The organism is Affinundibacterium baiyunense (assembly GCF_018139645.1).
Lineage (GTDB): Bacteria > Pseudomonadota > Gammaproteobacteria > Burkholderiales > Burkholderiaceae_D > Undibacterium > Undibacterium baiyunense.
The window spans coordinates 1-23,892 of the sequence record NZ_JAGSPM010000019.1; the positions used below are offsets into that span (position 1 = coordinate 1).

General features: G+C 45.3%; 16 protein-coding genes. 8 read left to right on the plus strand and 8 right to left on the minus strand.

From position 1 onward, the window contains the following. Positions 1-614: 614 nt before the first annotated feature. The 3 genes from KDM92_RS18050 to KDM92_RS18060 form a co-directional block, all read right to left on the minus strand. Positions 615-3,674, minus strand: a complete 3,060-nt coding sequence (locus KDM92_RS18050) for a TonB-dependent receptor (RefSeq protein ID WP_212685754.1) — start codon at positions 3,672-3,674, stop codon at positions 615-617. A gap of 335 nt (positions 3,675-4,009) precedes the next feature. Continuing rightward, positions 4,010-5,416: an L-cystine transporter gene (locus tag KDM92_RS18055; protein ID WP_212685755.1), complete on the minus strand. Its 1,407-nt coding sequence runs from the start codon at positions 5,414-5,416 to the stop codon at positions 4,010-4,012. 188 nt (positions 5,417-5,604) lie between these two features. Beyond that, complete coding sequence (locus KDM92_RS18060) at positions 5,605-6,573, minus strand: D-2-hydroxyacid dehydrogenase family protein (protein ID WP_212685756.1); 969 nt, start codon at positions 6,571-6,573, stop codon at positions 5,605-5,607. A gap of 350 nt (positions 6,574-6,923) precedes the next feature. Here KDM92_RS18060 and KDM92_RS18065 point away from each other — a divergent pair, with 350 nt between their 5' ends. From KDM92_RS18065 to KDM92_RS18075, 3 genes are all read left to right on the plus strand, one after another. Next, positions 6,924-8,771, plus strand: coding sequence for a phosphoenolpyruvate carboxykinase (GTP) (locus KDM92_RS18065; protein ID WP_212685757.1), 1,848 nt, complete (start codon positions 6,924-6,926; stop codon positions 8,769-8,771). 127 nt (positions 8,772-8,898) lie between these two features. After that, positions 8,899-9,882 (plus strand): LysR family transcriptional regulator, encoded by a 984-nt coding sequence (locus KDM92_RS18070; protein ID WP_212685758.1) that lies wholly within the window; start codon positions 8,899-8,901, stop codon positions 9,880-9,882. A gap of 18 nt (positions 9,883-9,900) precedes the next feature. Further along, entirely contained in the window at positions 9,901-10,587 is a 687-nt protein-coding gene (locus tag KDM92_RS18075; protein WP_212685759.1) for a riboflavin synthase subunit alpha, read from the plus strand. A gap of 9 nt (positions 10,588-10,596) precedes the next feature. Here KDM92_RS18075 and KDM92_RS18080 read toward each other — a convergent pair whose 3' ends face one another. From KDM92_RS18080 to def, 5 genes are all read right to left on the minus strand, one after another. Further along, on the minus strand, positions 10,597-11,217 hold the full coding sequence (locus tag KDM92_RS18080; RefSeq protein ID WP_212685760.1) for a helix-turn-helix transcriptional regulator: 621 nt from the start codon (positions 11,215-11,217) through the stop codon (positions 10,597-10,599). Then, positions 11,214-12,434 carry an MFS transporter gene (locus KDM92_RS18085; protein WP_212685761.1) on the minus strand — a complete coding sequence of 407 codons (1,221 nt, stop codon included), beginning with the start codon at positions 12,432-12,434 and terminating at the stop codon, positions 11,214-11,216. Before KDM92_RS18085 ends, KDM92_RS18080 begins: the two co-directional genes overlap by 4 nt. 94 nt (positions 12,435-12,528) lie before the next feature. Beyond that, the gene (locus KDM92_RS18090) at positions 12,529-13,548 is read right to left on the minus strand and encodes a transporter (protein ID WP_212685762.1); all 1,020 of its coding nucleotides are present in this window, start codon (positions 13,546-13,548) and stop codon (positions 12,529-12,531) included. Between the two features lie 119 nt (positions 13,549-13,667). Then, positions 13,668-14,633, minus strand: a complete 966-nt coding sequence (gene fmt / locus KDM92_RS18095) for a methionyl-tRNA formyltransferase (RefSeq protein WP_212685763.1) — start codon at positions 14,631-14,633, stop codon at positions 13,668-13,670. Further along, entirely contained in the window at positions 14,630-15,154 is a 525-nt protein-coding gene (gene def, locus KDM92_RS18100; protein WP_212685764.1) for a peptide deformylase, read from the minus strand. The genes fmt and def overlap by 4 nt, the downstream gene beginning before the upstream one ends. Positions 15,155-15,337: 183 nt before the next feature. Here def and KDM92_RS18105 point away from each other — a divergent pair, with 183 nt between their 5' ends. From KDM92_RS18105 to KDM92_RS18125, 5 genes are all read left to right on the plus strand, one after another. After that, positions 15,338-16,435, plus strand: coding sequence for a LysM peptidoglycan-binding domain-containing protein (locus KDM92_RS18105; protein ID WP_212685765.1), 1,098 nt, complete (start codon positions 15,338-15,340; stop codon positions 16,433-16,435). Between the two features lie 31 nt (positions 16,436-16,466). Further along, positions 16,467-17,576, plus strand: a complete 1,110-nt coding sequence (gene dprA / locus KDM92_RS18110; RefSeq protein WP_230408420.1) for a DNA-processing protein DprA — start codon at positions 16,467-16,469, stop codon at positions 17,574-17,576. A gap of 73 nt (positions 17,577-17,649) precedes the next feature. Further along, positions 17,650-18,144 (plus strand): Smg family protein, encoded by a 495-nt coding sequence (locus tag KDM92_RS18115; RefSeq protein WP_212685767.1) that lies wholly within the window; start codon positions 17,650-17,652, stop codon positions 18,142-18,144. Between the two features lie 182 nt (positions 18,145-18,326). Continuing rightward, positions 18,327-20,915 carry a DNA topoisomerase III gene (locus KDM92_RS18120; protein ID WP_212685768.1) on the plus strand — a complete coding sequence of 863 codons (2,589 nt, stop codon included), beginning with the start codon at positions 18,327-18,329 and terminating at the stop codon, positions 20,913-20,915. Between the two features lie 37 nt (positions 20,916-20,952). Further along, positions 20,953-23,565, plus strand: a complete 2,613-nt coding sequence (locus KDM92_RS18125) for a DUF1631 family protein (protein WP_212685769.1) — start codon at positions 20,953-20,955, stop codon at positions 23,563-23,565. Positions 23,566-23,892 lie beyond the last annotated feature (327 nt).

A 23,892-nucleotide genomic window follows, 5' to 3' on the forward strand; every position in this document is an offset into this window, starting at 1 on the left:
ATTGTGGATGAACGATTACAACGAGCAATGCCCACATGATTCACTCAACGGGATGACCCCTGTTGAATACCGATTGTTTCACCAACCTCAAAACTCTAGTAATACTTGGCACTGATTGAGGGAGGTTCACACTGTTCTACCGACCTTTGAAATAGCGATGTCTGACGCGCTTTGTGGGTGGACTCACCGCAATACCATTTCTAAATTGAAAGATGGTTTCTGCCTTCTTCGGTGTGTCAGTCTGAACTTATATTGAACTGTTGACAACCTCATGTTCTTGAGTTTTATGACTAATTAGCCTGATAAAACGCGAGCAATCAAATGCTAAATATTGGATTCTTATATAAAAATGTGCTGATTCAGATCGCCAAATCGATAATTGGACTCAAAAAGCAGTTTCTGCGGAGGTTCATACGGATCTTTTGGTTTGGGCTGTGCATGGTGAGTATCGAGATTTCTCAACAGAACCACATCTCACAGATCAAATAGTAGGGTGATAGCTTTCTAACTAGAACTAGCTTACATATTTTCAAATAGGTCAATTTGGAATTTTCCCAAAAAAAAGCCCCGACAAGTCGGGGCTTTTTCTGCCAACACTAAATCAAACTACAAGATTAGAACTTGTGGTTGTATTCAGCTGTGAAACGTACAGAACGTGGGTTTGTGTAGCTAATTGGACGTTCGTACTGGCTGCTCATACGTGTACCACTATTGTATGCTTCAATCACGTTTTGCAATGTTTGAGTATTTGTAATGTTAAATACATCCATCTTGAACGCCATACCATTCAAGAATGTTGGTTTGTAAGTTACATTCAAATCTAAACGCTTATCAAATGGCAAGTTACCGATTTTTCCACGTGGTACCAACTGATTTTGCGCACTAGTTTCACCGAAGCAGAAGAATGCTTGGTTGTTGTAGTTTGGAGAGTCACCTGGATTAGGATCACCACCCAAGCAAGAACGTGGACGACCAGATGCCAACAACAAGTTACCACCAATAGACCATTCGTTATTCAATTGATAGAAACCGAATGCTTTGATTTGATGTGTACGGTCATTTGGCAACAAGCCCATTGCACCGCGCATAATTTCTGGGTAATCCCAAGTCGCTGTCACAGAAACGTCAGCTTGACCGTTGTCTGAACGAACTTGACCTTCAGTATTACCATAGCTACGTGACCAAGTGTAGTTCACTTTACCATACCAACCATTGCGGAATGGATGTTCTAAGAACAGATCCAATGCAGTGTAAGTACGTTTCGCTTTTTCAAATCCCAAATCAGCTGCACTTAAAGCGATTTCTTTGTAATTACCCTTACCATCGATATCGAATACGAAAGTATTTGCAATACCTGGGTTGAATAAGTAGCAATCATGACCGAAAGTTGGGTTGGTAATGGTCGTGTTCGTACGTTTTGCCCATTTTTCGAATGGACGAGCATCGCATAAATCGTCGATAGTTGATTTTAAAGTACGGTAGGTCGCACGTGCACCCGAATTCCATTCAGGAGCCAATTGCTTTTCAAAGCCGAAAGTGATTTCGTCTTGGAAAGTTGGTTTCATGTCTTTTACAGCAAATGATCTAGCATCTTTTGGTTGACCAAATTCATTGTTTGGAGACAATGGGTTTGTCAACTGTTTCAAGCCTTGTGGTTGACCATTTGCATCAGTTCCTGTGTACGTGAAGAACTGTGTGGTATTGGTCGTTGCACCTGCTGCACGCAAACCGATGTTGGTTGGAATTGGCACAGAGTAACGACCTGCAGTACCAAATACTTTCAATGACGCATCGCCATTAACGTCCCAAGACACAGCCACACGTGGATTGATTTCACCAGGTTGATCCAAGAATTTCTGCATCAATTTATTCTTGTTCAAGAAGGATTCATAACGAATACCACCAACTACCATCAAGTTTTTAGTCACTTGATACTTGTCTTCGATGTACAGCGCTGTTTGTTCGCCGTGTGATTCAGTTACGTCGGAGAAGTATGTTTTTGACACGTAATAACCTTGAGCACCGTAACCGCCACCAGTCGCTGTCGGAGGAATTGTGCCGCCAGATGTTGGAATTGCTTTGTTTGGATCATCTGTTTTCAAGTATGTCCAAGTACCACCACCTGGGGTTGTAGAGCCACCAAGAGAATCAACTTTGGATTTGTCGTAACCTGCGCGAATAGTGTGACTATTCAGCTTGTACTCTAAGTCAAGACGAAGAGATTTAACAAGATCTTGGCTGCCAGCACCTGGTACATTTGCGCCAAATGATTGTGGATTTGTGTAACTCAAGCCAGGTACACGGTTTGCTGGATCTGCAACAACACCCATTGCTGTTGGATTATAGCCAACCAAGGTTGTTTCATGCTTCGATTTTGCTTGCGCGTAAGCTGCTGTGAAAGTCAAATCTTGCGTAATTTCACCAACGTATTTCAAGCCATTTAATTGGTTACCGTTGTCGTTAATGTTGCGGTTAGTTTGTGAAGATGTTACACCACCAACACGTGCTCCAGTAGCGTAGTCGTAACCAGAACGGTCAATTTTAACAACAGGAGAATCACCGATAGACATAAATTCTAAACGGTGCTCGTCAGCGATATTCCAGTCAAACTTTGCTAAGTAACGATTAACTGTAGTCTTCGTATCATTCCAACCATTTACTGCGTTGGATGTAGACGTACGCAAACCATTCACGAAACCTTGGTCTGTTTTGGTTTGTTCAGCAGAAACAAACATAAACAATTTGTCTTGAATGATCGGACCACTTACATAGCCACCGAACAATTTAGAGTCAGCGGTATTTTGGTTGCGGCGCAAATACAAAGTGCCATCAGTAGCTGCATTGTATGTACGACCTGTTTTTGGATAGTAAATATCTTTTGGATCTGAACGCAATGAATCTGGTGTCCAGCTCACTGTTGCGCCAGCTTCCCAGCGGTTTTTACCGGACTTAGTGATCACGTTGACCACACCACCGATAGAGCGACCAAATTCGGAACCGAAGCCACCAGTCAGAACTTGTGCTTCAGCAATCGCACCAAATGGCAATTGTGATGCACCGAAACCTGTTAATGGGTTGGTGACTGGGAAACCATTGATGTAGTAGGAGTTTTCTGTAACTGCACCACCGCCGAAAGAGGCGCCGTTACCTGCAAAACGTGTATCGCCACGAGTTGTGTTCGGTGCTAACTGAACGATCGCTTCAACGCTTTTCGCTACCGGCAAGTTCTCTAATTGACGTGCAGTGAAGTTTGCGCCGTTATTTGTTGAGGAGATGTCAATCGGTTTGCGTGCGCCTGAAACTTGAACAACTTGGATAGAACCAGCTGCGGCTGCAAATACAGCTTCAGAACCTTGACCCAAAGAAACATCAACAGTTGTGCTTTGCTCTACCTTGCCACCATTCATCAGATCCACTTTGTAAGTGCCGATTGGCAACGCAGTGATTTGGAAGCGACCGTTTGCGTCAGCTGTTGCGGAACGACGAATACCGTTGTCAGAGTTCAAGACTTGAACTGTAGCACCTGGTTTCGCTTTACCGAAAATAGAACCTGCAGCATTGGATTGCGCCATAACTTCAGTTGGAACGGTAACGGCAACAAAGCCGAAACCAAAGGCAACTGTTAATGCATGTGCAACCAAGGTTTTCTTGAATACAGAATTATTCTTGGACATGTAATTTCCTAAGTTAAAAAATAAAACATAAATTTACAAGTTGGTCACTTATAAATTTAAGACCAACCCTGCTAGCGGGTACCAGTAGGGACTCCCCCTCCTACTAATGGATACAATCGCATTAATACTTTGTGCTTGTGAATTCAAAAAAATACTCACAAAAACAACCGCTATGTATGGAAACACTTTGCCTTGTAAAGTGTCAATCTTTCGCTATGAAATGCGTGATAAATACAACAAATTTGCAACATAAATCAGGGTAATAAATTGCAAAAAACTATTTTTAATTAATTTAAGTGAAAATTTACAAGTCGAGCTAGATGTTAGTCATTTAATTAACTTTCTGATTTCATTTCAAGTTCTGCCGAATCGATTTGGTTAAACGTTGACATATCAGTCGAGCCCATAATTTTGCTTGTAACGGTTCCAGACACGATAGATCCACTCACATTCAGTGCGGTTCTCCCCATATCGATTAATGGCTCAATTGAAATTAATAATCCCGCTAGCGCGACAGGTAAGTCAAGTGATGAGAGCACAATTAACGCAGCAAAAGTCGCACCTCCGCCGACACCAGCTATACCAACCGAGCTAATTGCGATAATGCCGACTAAGGATGCAATAAAAGAAAATGACATAGGATCGATGCCAACGGTTGGAGCAATCATAAATGCCAGCATCGCGGGATAAATACCCGCGCAGCCGTTTTGTCCCATGGTGGAGCCAAACGAGGCGGCAAAATTGGCAATTCCCTCTGGTGTTCCTAGGCGCTGATGCTGAATTTGTACGCTCATAGGAATCGCACCAGCACTGGTGCGTGAGGTGAATGCGAACACTAGCACGGGAAAAATTTTCTGTAGATAGCGTTTTGGGTTGAGACCGCATGCAGCAACAATTGCCAGATGAACGCCAAACATAATGATGATGGCGCTGTACGAGGCCAGCACAAAATTAATTAAATTGAAGATGTCATTCTTATTTGATTTTGCGACTACTTGCGTCATTAATGCGAATACGCCGTAAGGGGTTAAACGTAAAATGATAGTGACCAGACGCATCACGATGGTTTGCGCAACTTCGATAAAGTGACTGAATGATTTGAATGCTTCCGCTTTTTTCTCTGCAATGCCAGTTGCTGCAATTCCAATCAAAATGGCAAAAATGACCACAGCAATAGTGGATGTCTTACGTGCACCTGTCATGTCAAGAAACGGATTTTCAGGAATAAAACTGAGTAGCATGCTCGGCAAGGTAATTGCCTTTGCGCTGGCTAAGGTGCCTTCTAGATATTGGCCGCGGGCAAATTCAGCAGAGCTGTAATTCAAACCTAAAGTAGTTAATCCAAACACTTTTGCCATCAATAAACCAATTAAGGCAGCGATGATGGTTGTTCCAATTAAAGTGCCGATCGTTAAGCTGCTGATCTTTCCGAGCGAGCTCACATCTTTCAATTTAAGGATGGCACTGATGATAGAAACCAATATGAGTGGTATCACTACCATTTGTAAGAGCTTGACGTATCCCGTACCAATGACGTCAAGATATGCATGAGTATCTTTCAGCGTGCTCGATTCAAGCCCGTAGATGAATTGAAATATTGCGCCAAGCAAAACACCCAATCCCAAGCCGACAAATACCCGTTTTGTGAACGATACATGTTTGTTTTGTAGCCAATAAAGAAGTCCGCAAATACCTGCAGCAACACTGATATTGAGAATGAGTTGGAAAGTGTGAGAATTCATTGCTTTGCTTTTTTAGTTATCTAGGATTGGGCATTCTAGCCCATATCTTTATTAAATTGATACGTAGAAAAAATTCTTTGCTTATGGAATTTCTGTTGAAAGGACGCCCGCCAAAATCGTAGTGGGAAATTGTTGTTGGCCTGCGCAAATGTAATTCGCGCGGTACACAGTGCTGAGAGCTACTTTGCTCAGATGCTGGTATTTTCTTGTCTTTGGCAAAACGCTAAAATATTCTGAAAGGCTGTAGAAAAATAGGATTCGTAACTATCCTGTTCGACATAACCTAAATGTGGTGTCAGTAGAACATTTTCCTTTCCTCTCAGGCCATATTCTTGTGATAGCGGTTCGTTCTCGAATACATCGAGTGCCGCAAAGCCAGGACGCCCGAGATTCAAAGCTGTTTCAAGGGCATTTGGCGCAATCAGTTCTGCGCGACTGGTGTTGACGAATAGTGCATCCGTTTTCATGCTGCCTAGATCATATTGACGAACAATGTGGCGGGTTTCGTCGTTCAGGCGCAAGTGTAGGGAAATGATGTCGCATGTGCGAAAGAAATCTGCTCTCGATTCACTTGCGCTAAAACCATCTTTGATGGCTTGATTACGGCTATCGATACCTCCCCAAATTTCTACTTCCATTTGAAATGCTTTTGCATATTGGGCGACTAGCTTACCAATTCTGCCATAGCCCCAAATGCCGATTTTTCTGCCGCACAGTAGGCGTCCAAGCTGATTTTGTGTTGGGTGTAATGACGAGGTTTGCCATAAGCCTTCTTGTAGATATTTAGCGTACTGCGGGATCTTTCTTGATGAAGCTAAAATTAATGCCCAAGTTAATTCTGCTGGAGCATAGGGATCACCAACGCCTTCCATGACAGTGATATTCAAGTCTTTGCAGGCGTCGAGATCAATGTGACCCGACACCTTGCCCGTTTGAGAAATCAGCTTTAGTTTTGGCAACTTACTTAGCAGTGCACGGCTCAAGCTAGTTCGTTCACGATTTAATACCAGTGCATCGAATTGATTGAGACGAATAGCGAGTTGGCCGACACCGACGGCCTTATTGTTAAACACTTTCACTTCGTGTTCATTGAGCATAGAAAAGCATTTGAGATGCCGAACGACGTCTTGATAATCATCTAAGATGGCGATTTTCATGGTAATAGCTTGCCTTGTAGGTAAGTATATTTTCAAAAATGATTTCTTTTTGATACTATTTGTGACGTAAAACTCAGCAGATTGTCGTATGTCGGTGTAGAATACGTTGCACGTAGCTTTTTGAATCTTCCGTACCGTGCAGTCTACCGGGCGAAAGCTTGGATCTCAGACCATAGTTGCTATCCCGTCTGCCTTCCTGATTCCGACAAAAAATGCCGCTATCGTGCCAGTAGTGTGGATGATTAATTATAACCAGAATAATACCACTTGCCTTATCTACTCGCCTTCTAGCCGTTCTTGCCGTGCCGCTACACCGATTTTTTTATTGAAATGGCATTGGAGTATTTATTATGAATCAACCTAGCATGCAAGGTGTGACGGCAATCAATGTGCCAGCACACGTCAAGCACCAAAAACTCATTAACTGGGTTACTGAAATGGTCGCGTTGACCAAACCTGCAAACGTGGTTTGGTGTGACGGCACGCAAGAAGAATATGATCGTCTGTGCGCACAAATGGTAGCTGCTGGCACCATGAAAAAATTGAACGAAGCAAAGCGTCCAAACAGCTACCTCGCTTGTTCTGATCCTTCTGACGTGGCACGTGTTGAAGATCGCACTTATATCTGTTCCGAAAAACAAGAAGATGCAGGCCCAACCAATAACTGGATGGCACCAGCGGAAATGCGCGCAACGCTAAATCCATTTTTTGACGGATGCATGCAAGGGCGTACCATGTATGTAGTGCCATTCTCAATGGGGCCGCTTGGTTCACCCATCGCACATATCGGCGTCGAATTATCGGATTCGCCGTATGTTGCCGTAAATATGCGCATCATGACGCGTATGGGTAAAGCGGTTTATGAGGTATTGGGTACAGACGGTGATTTCGTTCCATGCGTGCATACGGTTGGCGCACCTTTGGCGGCTGGTCAAAAAGATGTAGCTTGGCCATGTAACAGCACGAAGTACATTGTGCATTATCCAGAAACACGTGAAATTTGGTCGTTTGGTTCTGGCTATGGTGGTAATGCATTGTTGGGCAAAAAATGCTTCGCATTGCGTATTGCTTCCACCATGGGACGCGATCAAGGTTGGTTGGCTGAACATATGTTGATCTTGGGTGTGGAATCCCCAGAAGGCAAAAAACATTATGTCGCGGCAGCATTCCCATCCGCTTGCGGCAAAACCAATTTTGCGATGCTGATTCCAGCGATCAAAGGCTGGAAAGTGACAACGATTGGCGACGATATTGCTTGGATTAAGCCGGGCGCCGATGGTCGTTTGTATGCGATCAACCCAGAAGCTGGTTATTTCGGCGTTGCTCCAGGCACGAATACCGCAACCAATTCGAATTGCATGTCATCCTTGACTGCGAACACCATTTTCACCAACGTTGCTTTGACCGATGATGGCGATGTGTGGTGGGAGGGTATGACGAAAGAAGCACCAGCGCACGTGATCGACTGGCAAGGTAAAGATTGGTCTCCAGAAATTGCCAAAGAAACTGGCCGTAAAGCAGCGCATCCAAATGCACGTTTTACGGTGGCTGCGACGCAGAATCCAGTGCTCGACCCAGCTTGGGACGATCCAGCGGGCGTACCAATTTCGGCTTTCATCTTCGGTGGCCGTCGTTCGACCACGGTGCCATTGGTAACGGAAGCGCGCAATTGGGTTGAAGGCGTGTACATGGCTGCGACTATGGGCTCTGAAACCACGGCGGCGGCAGTTGGTCAACAAGGCGTGGTGCGTCGTGATCCGTTCGCGATGTTGCCATTCATGGGCTACAACATGAGCGACTATTTCCAGCATTGGTTGAATATGGGCGAGAAGATTACGGCGCTCGGCGGCAAACAACCAAATATCTACTGCGTAAACTGGTTCCGTACTGATGCCAATGGCAAGTTTGTATGGCCAGGATTTGGCGACAATATGCGTGTCTTGAAGTGGATGTTAGAACGTATCGATGGTTCAACCAGCGGCACAGAAAATATCTTCGGCATCAGTCCAAAATATGAAGATTTGACTTGGGATGGCTTGAACTTCACGTCAGAACAATTTGAACTCATCACATCGATTGATAAAGACGCATGGAAAGCCGAGTTGGATTTACACACCGAATTGTTTGATAAGCTGAAATACCGTTTGCCTGCAGCTTTGGAAGCGACCAAGGCGACATTGGCGAGTCGCTTAGCATAATCAATTTTTCGTCTTAGGAAAAAGCGCGCTTCGGGGTGACCTGAAGTGCGCTTTTTTTGTGCATTGCAAAATTTTGCTTAAATCTGGGATAATCTTTCACTCCATTGCATAAGCGGAAAGGCTGCCGATGAATTTTCTGACCTTAGATTTAAATCTATTGCGTGTATTTGACACTGTGATGGTCGAGCAAAATCTAACGCGTGCTGCAGACAAATTGGCGATGACGCAGCCAGCGGTGTCGAATGCGATTAAACGCTTACGTTATTCACTGAATGACGAGCTATTAATCCGCACTGCTTATGGCGTGAAGCCCACGCCTCGTGCCGAAATTTTGTGGCCATCGATTCGTGAAGCCCTATCAACCTTAGAAGCGGCGATTGCGCCTAGTAGTTTTGATCCTTCTAAAGCTGTGGCGACTTTTCGAATGGCGATGGCTGATTCCACCGCTGCCTTGTGGATGCCAACTTTGATCACCGCATTTGAGCGTGAAGCACCGCATATGAATGCGCGTATGGTGCCGCTCACGACCCGTGAACCGCGGCCTTTGCTTACGCAGGGTGATATTGATATTGCAGTTGGTTTCTTCCCAGGGGTGGTTGCACAATTGTCTGGTGGACAGGGCGCGGCACGTAGTCCGATTCGCCATGAACGTCTGTATTCAGGTCATTATGTTTGTGTGATGAGTAAAAATCATCCACTCGCCAACCAAGAATTAACGCTTGACGCTTATTGCGCAGCGAATCATTGCCTCGTCAGTTTTTCTGGTCGTGCGCATGGTTTGATTGATGATGAACTGACGAAAATGGGGCGCGAACGGCGCATTTTGTTGACGGTGAACCAGTTCTTTACTGGTGGTAAAGTTGTGGCGAATTCGGATTTATTAACGGTCTTGCCTTTCCACTTCATTGTTTCGACCGGAATGAGCGATGCCTTGGTATGGAAAGAGTTGCCCTTTGAAACGCCCGATGTGCATGTCGATATGTTGTGGCATGAGCGCGATGCGCGCAATCCAGCGCACAAATGGTTGCGTGATCACTTCGTGAATATGACGCACGAAATGTTTGCGCCACTTGCTGAGATGAAAAAATCCGGCAATCCGAATTTGAATTAATCAAGTGAAATACACATTATGTTTACAGGAATTGTACAAGGCGTCGCGACCATCAAAAAAATCCAAGATCAAACCGGCTTGCGGACGATACAACTCGCCTTTCCGACGGGTTTTGATCACGATTTACAAATCGGTGCGAGTGTTGCGACGGATGGGGTTTGCTTAACTGTGACTAAGCTATTTGAGGATGCTGCTGAGTTTGACATCATGCAGCAAACTTTAGCGATCACAACACTGGGTAGTTATGCAGAGAACGCACAAGTTAATGTCGAACGTGCCGCCAAAGACGGTGCTGAAATCGGTGGTCACCCTTTATCGGGCCATGTTGATTTTGTCGCTCAACTTGCGCAGATTCGTCAATTGGAGAATAACTATGTCATGCGCATCGCTGTGCCGAAAGAATGGATGCGCTATATTTTTGCGAAAGGCTATATCGCCATCAATGGCGCGAGTCTGACGATTGCCGAAGTTGATCGTGACGCGAATTGGTTCGAGGTGTGGCTGATTCCTGAGACCTTGCGCATGACGGTATTTGGACAGAAAAAGGTCGGTGATTCGCTGAACATTGAAATCGAGAGACAGACTCAGGTGGTGGTCGATACCGTGCGCAATATGCTGCAAGAAACTCTGGGGCCGTTGATGCCGGCATTGGAAACCTTACTAGCGCAACAAGGAAAGTCGACGCAAGATTTACTTAGCAAGTGAGTGTTTTGCTTAGCGCGTCTTTGCCCAATAGACACAACGACGCGCGCCATTTTGCAGATGTTCTGTACGCTCGATGATAAATCTATCGCCTAAGGTTTGTTGAAAAACACTTAGCTCAGATCGACAAAATTGCTGACATTCTTTCGCTGCCGCGCAGATGGGACAATGATTTTCTATCAGTAAAAAACCCTCGTCTTCATGTGGCAAAATTTCTGCCATATAACCTTCTCGACTACGTATTTCTGCCAATACTTGTAGTTTGCCTTTGAGGGTTTTCAGTTTACTCGTTGCTTGCGTATAGTTTTGTAGCGATTCCGACTCGCGTGCAGTGATGACTTGATCTAGTCCTTTGTCGCCGAACAATTGACGTATTTGCTGCAGCATTTGTACCGTGAGTTCGCTATGTCGATCCGGAAAGCGAGCATGTCCAGCTTCATTCAGTTGCCAGCGTCGACATGGGCGACCTTGTTTCTCCGCACTGTCTTCAAAACTGACTAAGCCTTTTTCATACCAGCTCTCTAAATGTTTACGCGCGCCCATAGAACTGAGTTCGAGTTGATCTGCGAGTTCTTGTGCGGTTTGTGCACCACGCGTTTTCAGCAAAAACAAAATACGCTCTGCGGTATTCATACGGCTTCCAATTCTCTTTGATCGAGCTCTGCTAATTCTTTTTGCCAATGACCGATACGCCACGCTGCCCATGCGCTTAATAGCGCACCTAAAATTAAAATTAATCGAGTATCAATCAACGTCAGTACTGAACCAATAATCGCCATGATGATATTGGCGAGGCAGAATGTAGTCGAAATTAATCCCATCACTGCGCCTTGTCCGTGGTGTCCAAATCGTTCGGCGCACCAACTAGGTAATAGTGCATTATAAAACGCATTTGGAAAGCCAAATAAGATGATCGCAGCTAAACCTAACCAAGTATTGCCGAAGCCTACAACGGCAATAGCGGCTGCTGCCACATAGGCGTGAAATCGGACGCGTTCCAATGGCAATATTTCGCTTGAGCGCCCAGCTAACAATGATGAGATCGTCATCACTGCGCACAAGGCTGCTGTCATCCAAGCGATTCCTTTGGAGTGATAGCCACCAAATTCGACTAACCATAGTGGGTAAAATTCATAGAATGCGGTGACACCGCAAGTGTAGGCCAGCTGAATATAAAATAATTGGCGCAAGCTAGGTGTGCGTAGAAGCTGAAATGCATGTTTGTTGCGGGCGACCTGCAACCACGAACTTGTATGTGGCGATGGCATTTCGCGCGGTAGCGTAACTGCAATTAAAACAGCAGCGCCTAGCAAGGCAATTACGGCTATCCAAAATGGTACGGTGATGCCCCAGCCTAATGTGAGGCCAGCCAACAAAGGACCGGCTAGCCAACCAGAATAGTTTGCACCATTTAGCCATGACAAAGCTCGTACTCGCAGATTACCCTCTAAGCGATCTGCGAGCATGGCGCGCGCTACCGGCATATTGCCTTCTAGAAGGCCAGTGATAAAGCGCGCTAGGATGAATAAAGGATAGGATTGCAGCACTAGTGCCCATGCGGTAATCGCATGACCAAGCGCGGCACCTGTTGCGCTAGCTAATAAAATTGGGCGACGACCAAAACGATCTGACAATGGACCGAGTAAGGTTGAACCGATTAATAAACCCAAGGGGTTAATACTTAAAGCAATTCCAAACAACAGCTTTGGTGGTAATCCTAGAAAGTGGTTGAAATCATTCGCAGCATTGGCCGCAAAGAGTGGCGGCAAAATTGGATACGGTAAGGCTGCACCCACAGTTGAAAGTAGTGTGAGTAGACAAGCAGCGGCGATAAGTAAGGGTGTTTTCATACGACATCAATCAGTGTGAATGTCGCAAGCATAGTTGAAATACATTATTAAGTAAACTAAAAAGTTTATTTAATAATGTGCTTCCATTTCTGCATTAATCTTTGTTCTCAAAATGTCGAGCGACCCAAGCAGCAATCGCTGTGATTAAGCTGATTAAGGCAACAACTATCCAAAAACCATTTTCATCTTGTGCCCACGGAATTCCGCCGACATTCATGCCCATTAAGCCAGCGGTGATATTGATCGGAAGTGCCAGCACCGTCACAATCGTCAGTACAAATAGTGAGCGATTATTTTGCTCACCAACATGGGCAGCAATTTCTTCTTGTAGTAATTTGATGCGTTCTTGTAGCGATGCCATATCGCTTAAAACGACGGAGAATTCTTCAGTCGATTGGCGCAGTTCATGCACATCGTTATCTGCCATCCATGCAGGTGGTTTTTGTAGCAGTCGAAACAGTGCAGCAGGTTCGGGAGCGAGTAATCTCTGTAGTCGAACTAATAGACGACGCAGCTCACCGAGATTCGCGCGTTTACGACTTAATCGTTCCGCTAACAAGTGGTCTTCAACTTCATCGATTTTTGTAGTCGCGTCTCGGACTATTTCAGTCAAGACATCCGCTTGATCACGCAATAAATGCGTGAGCAACTCCATAGGTGACTGGAAGATTTCTCCAGCATTGACCGCATTGCGTAAGTGATCAACTGATTTCAGTGGTTTGCGACGGGTGCTAATCATCATATTGCGACTCACGTTGAGCCATAGTGTCGCTATTTCTGAAGGATCAAAACTAAAGTCATGCAGTACGTCGTTGACAACGGCAATCAGATGTTGATCGGCATGCTCGATCCGTGTTGAGCGTGAGCCTTGATGTAGACTTTCATAGAACTCTTCGGGCGATTGGCTGTGCTCGCGCAGCCATTTCTCAGTGGATGCATTGGCCAGATTGAAGTGTAGCCAGATGAAATGGGCCGGTGCTAAGTTTTGTGCTTGACCTAAATACTGCAATACTTCATCACCGCGCAAGGCTTTGCCAGCCTCTTGTCCAGTAAAAAGATAAGCACAGATTAAGCCCGACTGATCGGAGCCATAGTGTAAGCGTTCTTTATTCATAGCCATTCCAAACCCTGTTCTAGCTGGTAATTGTAAAGGCTTTGAGTGCTGGCAATATGACAGTTCTTGCGAAGCGGTGAAAATGTCTTCGCAAGAACGATGAGGGTCCGCAATGCTGATTAAGACTGAAACACTTGCCCAGCTTTAAGCGGAAAGCCTTGTAAGAAATCTTGGACCGCTAAGCGTTTGCCTCCCGGCTTTTGCAGTTCAAGCACACGCAACACAGATTTGCCACCTTCACAAGAAATGAGTATTCCTTGCTGACCAGACGCATCGATGATGCTGCCGCTCGGTAATTGACTGTCGCCCTTGGCAACTTCGGCACGCCAAAACTTGATGATCGTACCATCGATATTGGCGTGGGCCGCTGGGAAGGGATTAAATGCGCGGATCTTTCTGTCGATCTCAGCTGCGCTCGCATCAAAATTGATCGCAGCTTCTTCTTTGCTAATTTTGGTGGCGTAACAAACACCATCTTCTGGCTGTGTTGTCGCTTGCATCGGCGCGACTGTTAGTTGCCGTAAAGCTTCAACAATCATCTCGCCGCCCAATGTCGCCAATTGGTCATGCAAACTCGCCGTCGTATCGGTTGCTGTAATTGGGATTGCACGACGCTTCAGCATAGGGCCAGTATCTAGGCCTTCTTCCATTTGCATAATAGTGATGCCTGTTTCTGCATCGCCGGCTTCAATTGCACGATGGATTGGTGCTGCACCGCGCCAACGTGGCAATAAAGAACCGTGGATATTGATACAGCCCAAACGAGGAATGCTTAGACAGGATTGTGGCAAAATTAAGCCGTAGGCCGCCACTACCATGACATCATGTGGCGTGTTGCGTAGCAATTCATGCGCCTCTTGTGCGACCTCTGGGTATTTACCATCTAAGCGCAGCGAGATTGGCTGCGCGACTGGAATTTGATGGGTGAGCGCCAACTGTTTGACGGCGGAAGCCTGTAGCTGCATGCCACGTCCTGCTGGACGATCAGGTTGAGTCAACACCAAAGGAACTTCATATCCAGCATCGATAATCGCTTTCAAAGCGATAGCTGCAAACTCTGGCGTGCCGGCAAAAATCACTTTCATCGACGGTTCGCCTTTTTGCTCATCTCACGTTCTTCTTTGATCATTTTTGTTTTGATCCGATTGCGCTTGAGTGGCGACAGGTATTCGACAAAAACTTTGCCTTTCAAGTGATCCATTTCATGTTGAATGCATACGGCTAATAAACCATCCGCATGTAATTCGAAAGCTTTGCCATCAAGATCAAGTGCGCGTACTTTGACTTCTGCTGGACGTTCAACGCCATCATAAACGCCGGGTACGGATAAGCAGCCTTCGTCATAGACCTTGCGTTCTTCGCTTTCCCAGATAATTTCTGGATTGATAAAAACGCGTAGTTGCGAGTTGTCTTCGGAAGTATCAATGACAACCAGTTGCTCGTGTACATCGACTTGTGATGCTGCCAAGCCCACGCCTGGTGCGTCATACATGGTTTCGGCCATATCAGCGGCGAGCTGTTTCAAGCGTTCATCAAAAACGGTGATTGGCTTAGCAACTTTGTGTAAGCGTGGATCAGGATAACGGAGAATATTTAGTATCGGCATAAGACAATTCACAACAAGCAAGAATGCCAAGATTGCGGTTTTTCTTGCTAGTTCAAGGATTTATGGGCAGAATTTGATTCAATTTGGTAAGTTTGGCAAGAACCTTTCTTGTTTAGAAGTTTCTCTAACAAAAGAATTTAATTGCCATTCCCTGAAATCAGTTACCTGCATCGGAAAAATTTCATGAAAAAGTTTAGCACAATCGCCCTCGCTTTTGCCTTTCCGCTCGCGGTTTCTGTGTCCGCATTCAGTCAAGAGAGTGAAAGCACACAGCCGCCAGCGTTGAGTAGTAAGTGTTCATTTTTGCCTGATGCCCCAGATAAACATGTAGTTGTCAAAGGCGATACTTTATGGGGAATTTCTGGGCGGTTTCTGCAGAATCCTTGGTGTTGGCCAGAAGTTTGGGGCATGAATAAAGAAGAAATTCGTAATCCGCACTGGATTTATCCTAAGCAGATTGTTTATTTTGATCGCGCGAATGGACGCCTACGCTTGGCAAATCCATTGGGTGATGGTGTAACGGGAGTAACAAAACTCACACCGCAGACTCGAAGTGTGACCAGCAATGGGATGGACGCGATTTCTGCGATTCCGAATAATCTGATTGAACCTTATTTATCCCAACCTTTGATTATTGAGAAGGATGAGTTTGCTAATGCACCGCGCATCGTTGCTGCGCCTGAGGGGCGCGTGTATGTTGGGCGTGGAGATAAAGTTTATGTGAAAGGCGATTTAAAGAAAGGTACCTCATTCCAAGTATTTCGACCTGGTACAGCGCTCAAAGACCCTGATACCAAAGCCATAATCGGTTACGAGGCTGTGTATATCGGTGCGGTCAAGCTAGAGCGCACTGCAAAAACTGAAGATGGCGTTGATTCGTTTACTATCGTTACCTCAAAAGAAGAAATGGGAGTTGGTGATCGTCTAGTCCCGATTCCGCCAACACCGATCATTAATTATGTTCCACATGCGCCTGACAAAGACATTGCCGCACGTGTAGTGGCGGTTTATGGTGGTGTTAGCTTTGCGGGGCAGAATAATATTGTGAGTATTAATCGTGGTAGTAGTTCAGGCATCGACGTTGGTACCGTACTCGAATTGGGACGTTATGGTAAGGTGATTCCTGATCGTACTAACGACAAAAAACCAATTCGTTTGCCTGATGAAATGTACGGACAGTTATTTATCTTCCGTGTATTTAATAACATTTCGTATGGTTTAGTCATGCAAGTGACAGACGTAGTGAGCGTTGGCGATATAGTTCGTACGCCAGTCAAATAAGTGCCTACGTTGACTTAGATTGAGATTGCATTTGAGCGAACACGAACAAGATCAATACGATTGGCTGCGCCTGTCTCTTACCAAAGGCATTGGGAATGAGACAGCGCGTAAATTGTTGAGCGCGTTTGGCTTACCTTCTCAAATCTTTTCAACTGAGTTTTCCCAATTAGTCGAACATATTCCAGCGAAACTGGCGCATGCCTTGTTGCAAGCGCCAAATGATGCAATGAAGGCGCAGATTGCCTTGACTCAGCAGTGGTTGCAGCAGCCCGGCAATCACCTTCTTTCACTTGCCGATACTGAATATCCCGCACAACTGTTGACGATTCCCGATCCGCCTTTGTTGCTGTACGCGAAAGGGCGGATCGATTTACTTCATGTTGACACAATCGCAGTTGTTGGAAGCCGTAATGCGACAGCACAAGGCGTTTTGAATGCGGAGAAATTTTCCGAGTGCTTAAGTGATGCTGGTATTTGCATTAGTTCTGGACTTGCTGCCGGAATAGATGCAGCCGCACATGCAGGTGCCTTGCGAGGAAAAGGCGCGACTATTGCTGTGATTGGTACTGGTGCTGATATTGTCTATCCTGCACGCAATCGACAATTGGCGCATCAAATCGTCGAACAAGCCTGTTTGTTAAGTGAGTATCCGTTAGGTACGCCAGCGATTGCTGGGAATTTTCCGCGTCGAAATCGGATTATTTCTGGATTGGCAAAAGGGGTTTTGGTGGTTGAGGCAGCCGCACAGTCAGGTTCGTTGATCACGGCTAGAATGGCCGCGGAGCAAGGGCGAGAAGTTTTTGCAATTCCTGGATCGATCCATTCACCATTGGCAAAAGGGTGTCATCAATTGATTAAGCAAGGTGCCAAGTTGGTCGAATCCGCGCAAGATATTTTGGATGAGTTGCGATTCTCGATGCCATCCCAGCAAGTTGACGTGCCACTCCAACAGTCTGTGCCCGATCATGCCGACAACGAGCTTTTATCGATTATCGGGTATGATCCGGTTCACATTGATCACCTAGCCTTGCGCAGCGGCATTGATTTAGCTGACTTATCCGCGCAATTATTGACATTAGAGTTGCAAGGACTGATCGAGACACTACCTTCTGGTATGTTTCAACGGGTAAGTGGGTACTAGCTTTGATGGTGTAACTTGTGTTGTAGAACGTATCATAATTTCCCTTAGTAACAAATGATTTTGATTGAAGTATATGTTTGACATTTTGGTTTACTTGTACGAGACCTACTACCGACCGGATACATGCCCAGATTCGATCGCGCTGGCAAAAAAGTTGTCATCGGTGGGTTTTGATGAGGACGAGATTATTGCGGCGCTCGATTGGTTGAGTGGATTGGCGGACACCAGCAACCAACTTGCTTCTGATGCAATTGATGTGTCAATGGCACAATCTTCGCTTGTGAACACCACAGGCTTTCGTGTTTTTACCGAAGAAGAGGTCTCGGTTTTAGGTAGTGAGGCAATTGGCTATTTGTATTATTTGCAGAGCACCAAAGTGTTAGATGCACAACAGCGAGAGATAGTCATTGAGCGAGCAATGGCGGTCGATGAAGCACCGCTGTCCTTGTCAAAGTTTAAGGTTATTGTACTAATGATATTGTGGAGTCAGGGGCGAGCAACCGACATATTGATGTTTGATGAGTTTTTATTAAGTGATGAAAGTGGTAGTTCGCGGCTTTTCCACTAAGTTTCCACATAATTATTCTTTATTTGTGACAAATATTGTGTCTCTATTGCCGTAGTTGATTCATTCCGTTTATTATTCCCCGCTGATATATAGCGTTTCTCTTGCTGAAGTGGCAAGAATGGCATCAGTATCTTTTCTAAGTTGCATCCAATCGCACGAAATATAAAAAAATTAAGCCCACTATGACAAAAACCCTCATCATTGCCGAGAAGCCCTCGGTTGCGAATGATATCGCAAAGACCTTGGGTGGGTTCACCAAACACGACGATTACTTTGAGTCCGATGATTACGTTTTATCCTCGGCAGTAGGTCATTTATTGGAAATTGCGGTTCCTGAAGAATACGACGTTAAACGTGGTAAATGGACATTCGCACATTTGCCGATGATTCCGCCGCATTTTGCTTTGAATCCAATCGCCAAGACTGAGTCTCGTTTAAAGGTGCTGAATAAATTAATTAAACGCAAAGACGTTTCCATGCTCATTAATGCATGTGACGCGGGGCGTGAGGGTGAATTAATTTTCCGTTTGATTGCTCAGCACGCAAAAGCGAAGCAACCGGTGAAGCGTTTGTGGTTGCAGTCAATGACTGCCGATGCGATTCGTAGCGGATTTAAAAAGTTGCGCAGTGATGAGGAAATGTTACCGTTAGCCGATGCGGCACGCTGCCGTTCCGAAGCAGATTGGCTTATTGGCATTAATGGCACCCGTGCTATGACTGCCTTTAATTCAAAGGAAGGTGGTTTCTATTTGACGACGGTTGGACGTGTTCAAACGCCAACTTTGTCGATTGTGGTCGAGCGTGAAGAAAAGATTAAAAATTTTGTGCCACGTGATTTTTGGGAAGTGCGTGCTGAATTTATTTGCGCCGCGGGAATTTATGAGGGACGTTGGTTAGATCATCAGTTTAAGAAAGATGAAACTGATCCAGAGAAAAAAGCCGAGCGTTTGTGGAGCAAAGCTGCTGCAGAATCGATTGTGGCTGCTTGCCGTAACAAGCAAGGCAATGTCACTGAAGAATCGAAACCTGCGACCCAAATGGCGCCCGCACTATTCGATTTGACCAGTTTGCAGCGCGAGGCCAACTCCAAATTTGGTTTCTCCGCGAAAAATACATTGGGCTTGGCACAAGCTTTGTATGAAAAGCATAAAGTATTGACTTATCCGCGTACCGATTCCCGTCATTTGCCGGAAGATTATTTGCCAACAGTGAAAGACACGCTCGGCAAGATTAGCGAAATCAATAATTTCCAGCAGTTCGCGGCCAAGATATTAAATAACAATTGGATTAAGCCAAATAAGCGGATTTTTGATAACGCCAAGATTAGCGATCACTTTGCCATTATTCCTACGGGCCATTTGCCAAAGAATTTGTCGGAGCCAGAACAAAAGTTATATGACTTAGTGACGCGCCGTTTTATGGCTGTGTTCTTCCCCGCAGCCGAGTATCAAGTGACAACACGTATTACCGAGGTCTCAGGGCATCAGTTCAAGACTGAGGGCAAAGTCATGACCAATCCAGGTTGGTTGGCGATTTATGGCAAGGAAGCGCAGGACGAGAACGATCCTGAAAATAAAGGTAATTTGGTTGCGGTAGCAAAAGGTGAAAAAGTAAAAACCGAAAAAGTTTTTGCTAATGGCTTAGTGACCAAACCACCCGCGCGCTATTCAGAGGCGACCTTATTGTCGGCAATGGAGGGCGCAGGCAAGCTGATCGATGATGAAGAATTGCGTGAAGCGATGTCTGATAAGGGCTTAGGTACGCCAGCAACACGCGCTGCCATTATTGAAGGTCTGCTGTACGAGAAATATTTGTTGCGAGAAGGCCGTGAACTAATTCCAACTGCAAAAGCATTTCAATTGATGACTTTGTTACGCGGATTGGGTGTGGATGAATTAACGTCACCTGAGTTAACTGGTGAGTGGGAAAATAAACTAGCGCAAATGGAGCGCGGTAAGATTACCCGCGATGAATTCATGCGTGAGATTGCGCAGATGACACAAGTTATCGTTAAGCGCGCGAAAGAATTTGATAACGATACGATTCCGGGTGATTACGCGACCTTACACGCGCCGTGCCCAAATTGTGGTGGCGTTGTAAAAGAAAATTACCGTCGTTTCGCCTGCACTCAATGTGAATTCTCGATGAGTAAGACGCCGGGAAGTCGACAGTTTGAAATCGCAGAGGTTGAAGAGCTTTTACTGAAACGCGAGATTGGTCCTTTGCAGGGCTTCCGTTCAAAAATGGGGCGGCCATTCGCTGCAATTCTAAAGATTGTGCGTGACGACGAGATTAAAAATCTGAAACTCGAATTTGATTTTGGGCAAAATCAAGACGAAGGTGATGAAGCTGAAGATCATGATTTCTCGCAATCCGAACCGCTCGGTGCATGTCCAAAATGTGGTAGTCATGTGTATGAGTTAGGCTTGGCATACGTATGCGAAAAAACTGTTGCGAAGCCGAAAGCTTGTGATTTTAGAAGTGGACGTATTATTTTGCAGCAAGAGATTGTGCCCGAACAAATGCGCAAGTTATTGGTCGAAGGGAAGACTGATTTGCTACCGGGATTTGTCTCTCAACGTACGCGTCGTCCATTTAAAGCATTTTTAGTGCGCGGAAAAGATGGTAAGACAAGTTTCGAGTTTGAAGAGCGCAAAGCGAAAGCGCCAGCAAGATCGGCTGCGAAGTCCGCAGCTAATGCGAAAGTAGAAAGTGATGAGGCTGCCGCGCCCGTTAAAAAGGCAGTGGCAAGGAAGAAGAAGGCGGTTTAGTGTTGCGCTGGAAAATTTCTCACCCTAGGGAGGCTGCGTGATTAAGGGAAGTGTCGATCCGAATGTGCTATTAACGAACGCACGTGCTGAGTTTATGCGCAGTTTTACTGAAGCAATGCAACGCACCGTGCCGCGTTGTATTGAAGATTGCTTCATTAAAGCAGACGATACTTATTCTTCATTGGAGCAAGGTCGTTTACTCGATGCTCGGACGGTCTTGGTTGAGCGAGGCACCTACTTGGTTGAGCAACTGACAAATGGCATGGAACATTTGTTGGCGCGTAGTTTTCAGACGACTTATAGTACTTATCGACCTAGTGCAAACTTTAATACGGATAACCTCACGCTCATCGATCCCACCGCGTTTGAAGGTGGCTTGCGTTTAGAGGAAATTACAAGTCGCTTCCGAAGTGAGGCCGAGGATCAGCTGCGAGATCTCAACATCCGAATCGCTTTAATTTTCGAACAAGAAGTTACTAACGAACGAGAGAATCCATTTAGGCCATACTTATTTTCTCGTTGTATATCGAGCACGATTGAGCGCTTGGAAATCAATCCAGTTCTGTTTGATATTTTGGTTGATCGCATTTCGGATAATTTTTTAAGCTTTGTCCCATCTATTTACGCATCGGTAAATAACTACTTGGCACAAAATGGAATCGCTGCACAGCTCCAGCTAAAAATACGTAAATCGCCAACTGCCTCAGGACATAGCGTACAGCCTCATACTGATCAAGAAGTCGACGAGACATCAGATGTGGCTGATGAGACTTTTGGTGGAACGTCCACACCTCGAATGCCTGCTATGCCGCAGCCACAAGTGCGACGTGGCTCGCAGTTTGAGCAATTCTTTAGTTCCGCGATGAACCGTGCCTCGAATTTAATAACGGGTAAAAGAAGTGGAGCAACGCCAAGTGAAGCTACGCCAAGTGAGGCGTCTTATGATGCCGTCGCAGATCAAGCTGATGTAGATCATTCCGGCAGTCATGAAGTTGCCTCGACTGGGCCGTTTTCTTGGCTGAAAAATGGTGAAGCGGTAAGCGATGCAATTCGCGGTTTTTTCGGTGGCTCACAGTCGGTTAATCAATCAAGAGTTGGTGCCTCCTCCGATCAAACGGCTGAATTTTCGTCTAGTGCGAGTGTCGCGGCAGGCGGGATGGCAGGTGCGACGCAATCCTCAACACATTCAACAAGTGACTTCCCACACACAGGTTCTTCACTTGATCGAGGTTCACTATCTAGTTCTATTCCAAGTTTCCAGAAGACATACACGCCATCCGGTGAGGAAATGTTTGATGGACGAGGTGGCTTGCGTAATTTGATTTTGGAACAGCGAGGTGCACTGAATAATTTGGCTTCTAGTATCGATGAGAAGATGACCATCGATATTGTCGCGATGTTATTTGAGTTTATCTTGCGTGATACGCAAGTGCCCGCTGAGATTCGTGCTCAACTTGGGCGCCTTCAATTCTTGGTTTTAAAGTTAGCGCTAAAAGACAATACGCTGTTGACACAAAAAGGTCACCCAGCTCGATTATTGGTCAATCGAATTGGCTCGATTTCTTTAGGCTTAAAACAAGTTGATCCAAGTGGCATCAAGATCACCAAAGAAATTTGCCGTATTGTTGAAATTATTCTTCAGGATGAGAGTGAAAACCCTGAAATTTTTTCAAAAATGCTCGATGAATTTGATGCTTTCATCGCCCAAGAGCTCCGTGCTAGTGATAGTCGAACTGAGAGCGCAATTGAAGGTGCCGAGCAAATTCGTAATCGTACATTGCGCTTTGCGCATACCTCCGCACAACTGCATGAGGCCTTGTTGGGTCTGACAATCGATCCATACTTGCAAAACTTCTTTGAAACGGTTTGGGTTTATGCGTTAGAGCTTGCTGATCGAGAAGATCCTAAACTAGCGCATCGCCTGCGCTTGCTGGTGCCGGATCTTCTGTGGAGCATCATTCCAAAATCGAATGAAGAGGAGCGCACGCAGCTACTGGCGTTATTGCCAATTATTTTGCGCACGCTGAAAGAAGGGATGGCGAGTATCAATTGTAATCCCGCATTGCAAGAAGGCCTCATGAATTGGTTGGTTGATGCGCATACTAAATCCATGCGATTAAATCACTCAGGCACAATTCATAAGCAAGTTTCGTTGTCGGCGATTCATCAGCACTTCAATAATTTTTTCGCAGATCCTGATTTACAGAATTTTGATGCACTGAAGAAGCCTAATGATTCTGATGTAAATAAATTTCTCGATAACGCGATTAAAGAACTAGACATCAAGGTTCAATTACTTGATCAAGTTTATGTCAAAGAATTACCAAAAGAAAGTAGTGAAGAGATCCCGGCTGTTAAAGATGCGGGCATTGATCAAGTGATGGAGCAATTGAAGACGGGTGTCTCGGTTGAAATTAACTTGGGTGGTGAGCCTAGTCAGGGAAAATTAAATTGGATCGACCCAGCCTTGACTAATGTCATTCTAACTTTGGACGGACAAGAGCAGCCATCGATGCTGAGTGTTCGCATGTTCCGACGTATGATCGCACATGGACGGGTCAAGTTTCTGGAAACGGAACCTTTGTTTGAGCGCGCGGTTCAGTCATTATTGAAATCAGCGGATGTTACCGACGCACCTAAATTAGCGTAAAGTAAGCAGTTAATTCATATCCTAAATACTTGGTGAAGATAATTAAAAGGCATCTGGCAACTTACTTGTCAGATGCCTTTTGTTTTGCTATAGTTCGCCTCCCGCAGAAATGCGGGTGTGAAATAAGAGTGATGCAAGTAGTAAGACGTTGATTTTCCTGGTGTTTAAATCGATTAGTAAGAAACGATTTAAGCGAAATAAAAAAAACAGGGGGTTGACGAGAAGTTAGAAGTGCTGCATAATCTCGTTTCTCTGCTGCTGACGAACACAACGCTTCGAAGCAAAAGCAGAAAAGAATTGAAGATCTTTAACAATTAACAGTCAATA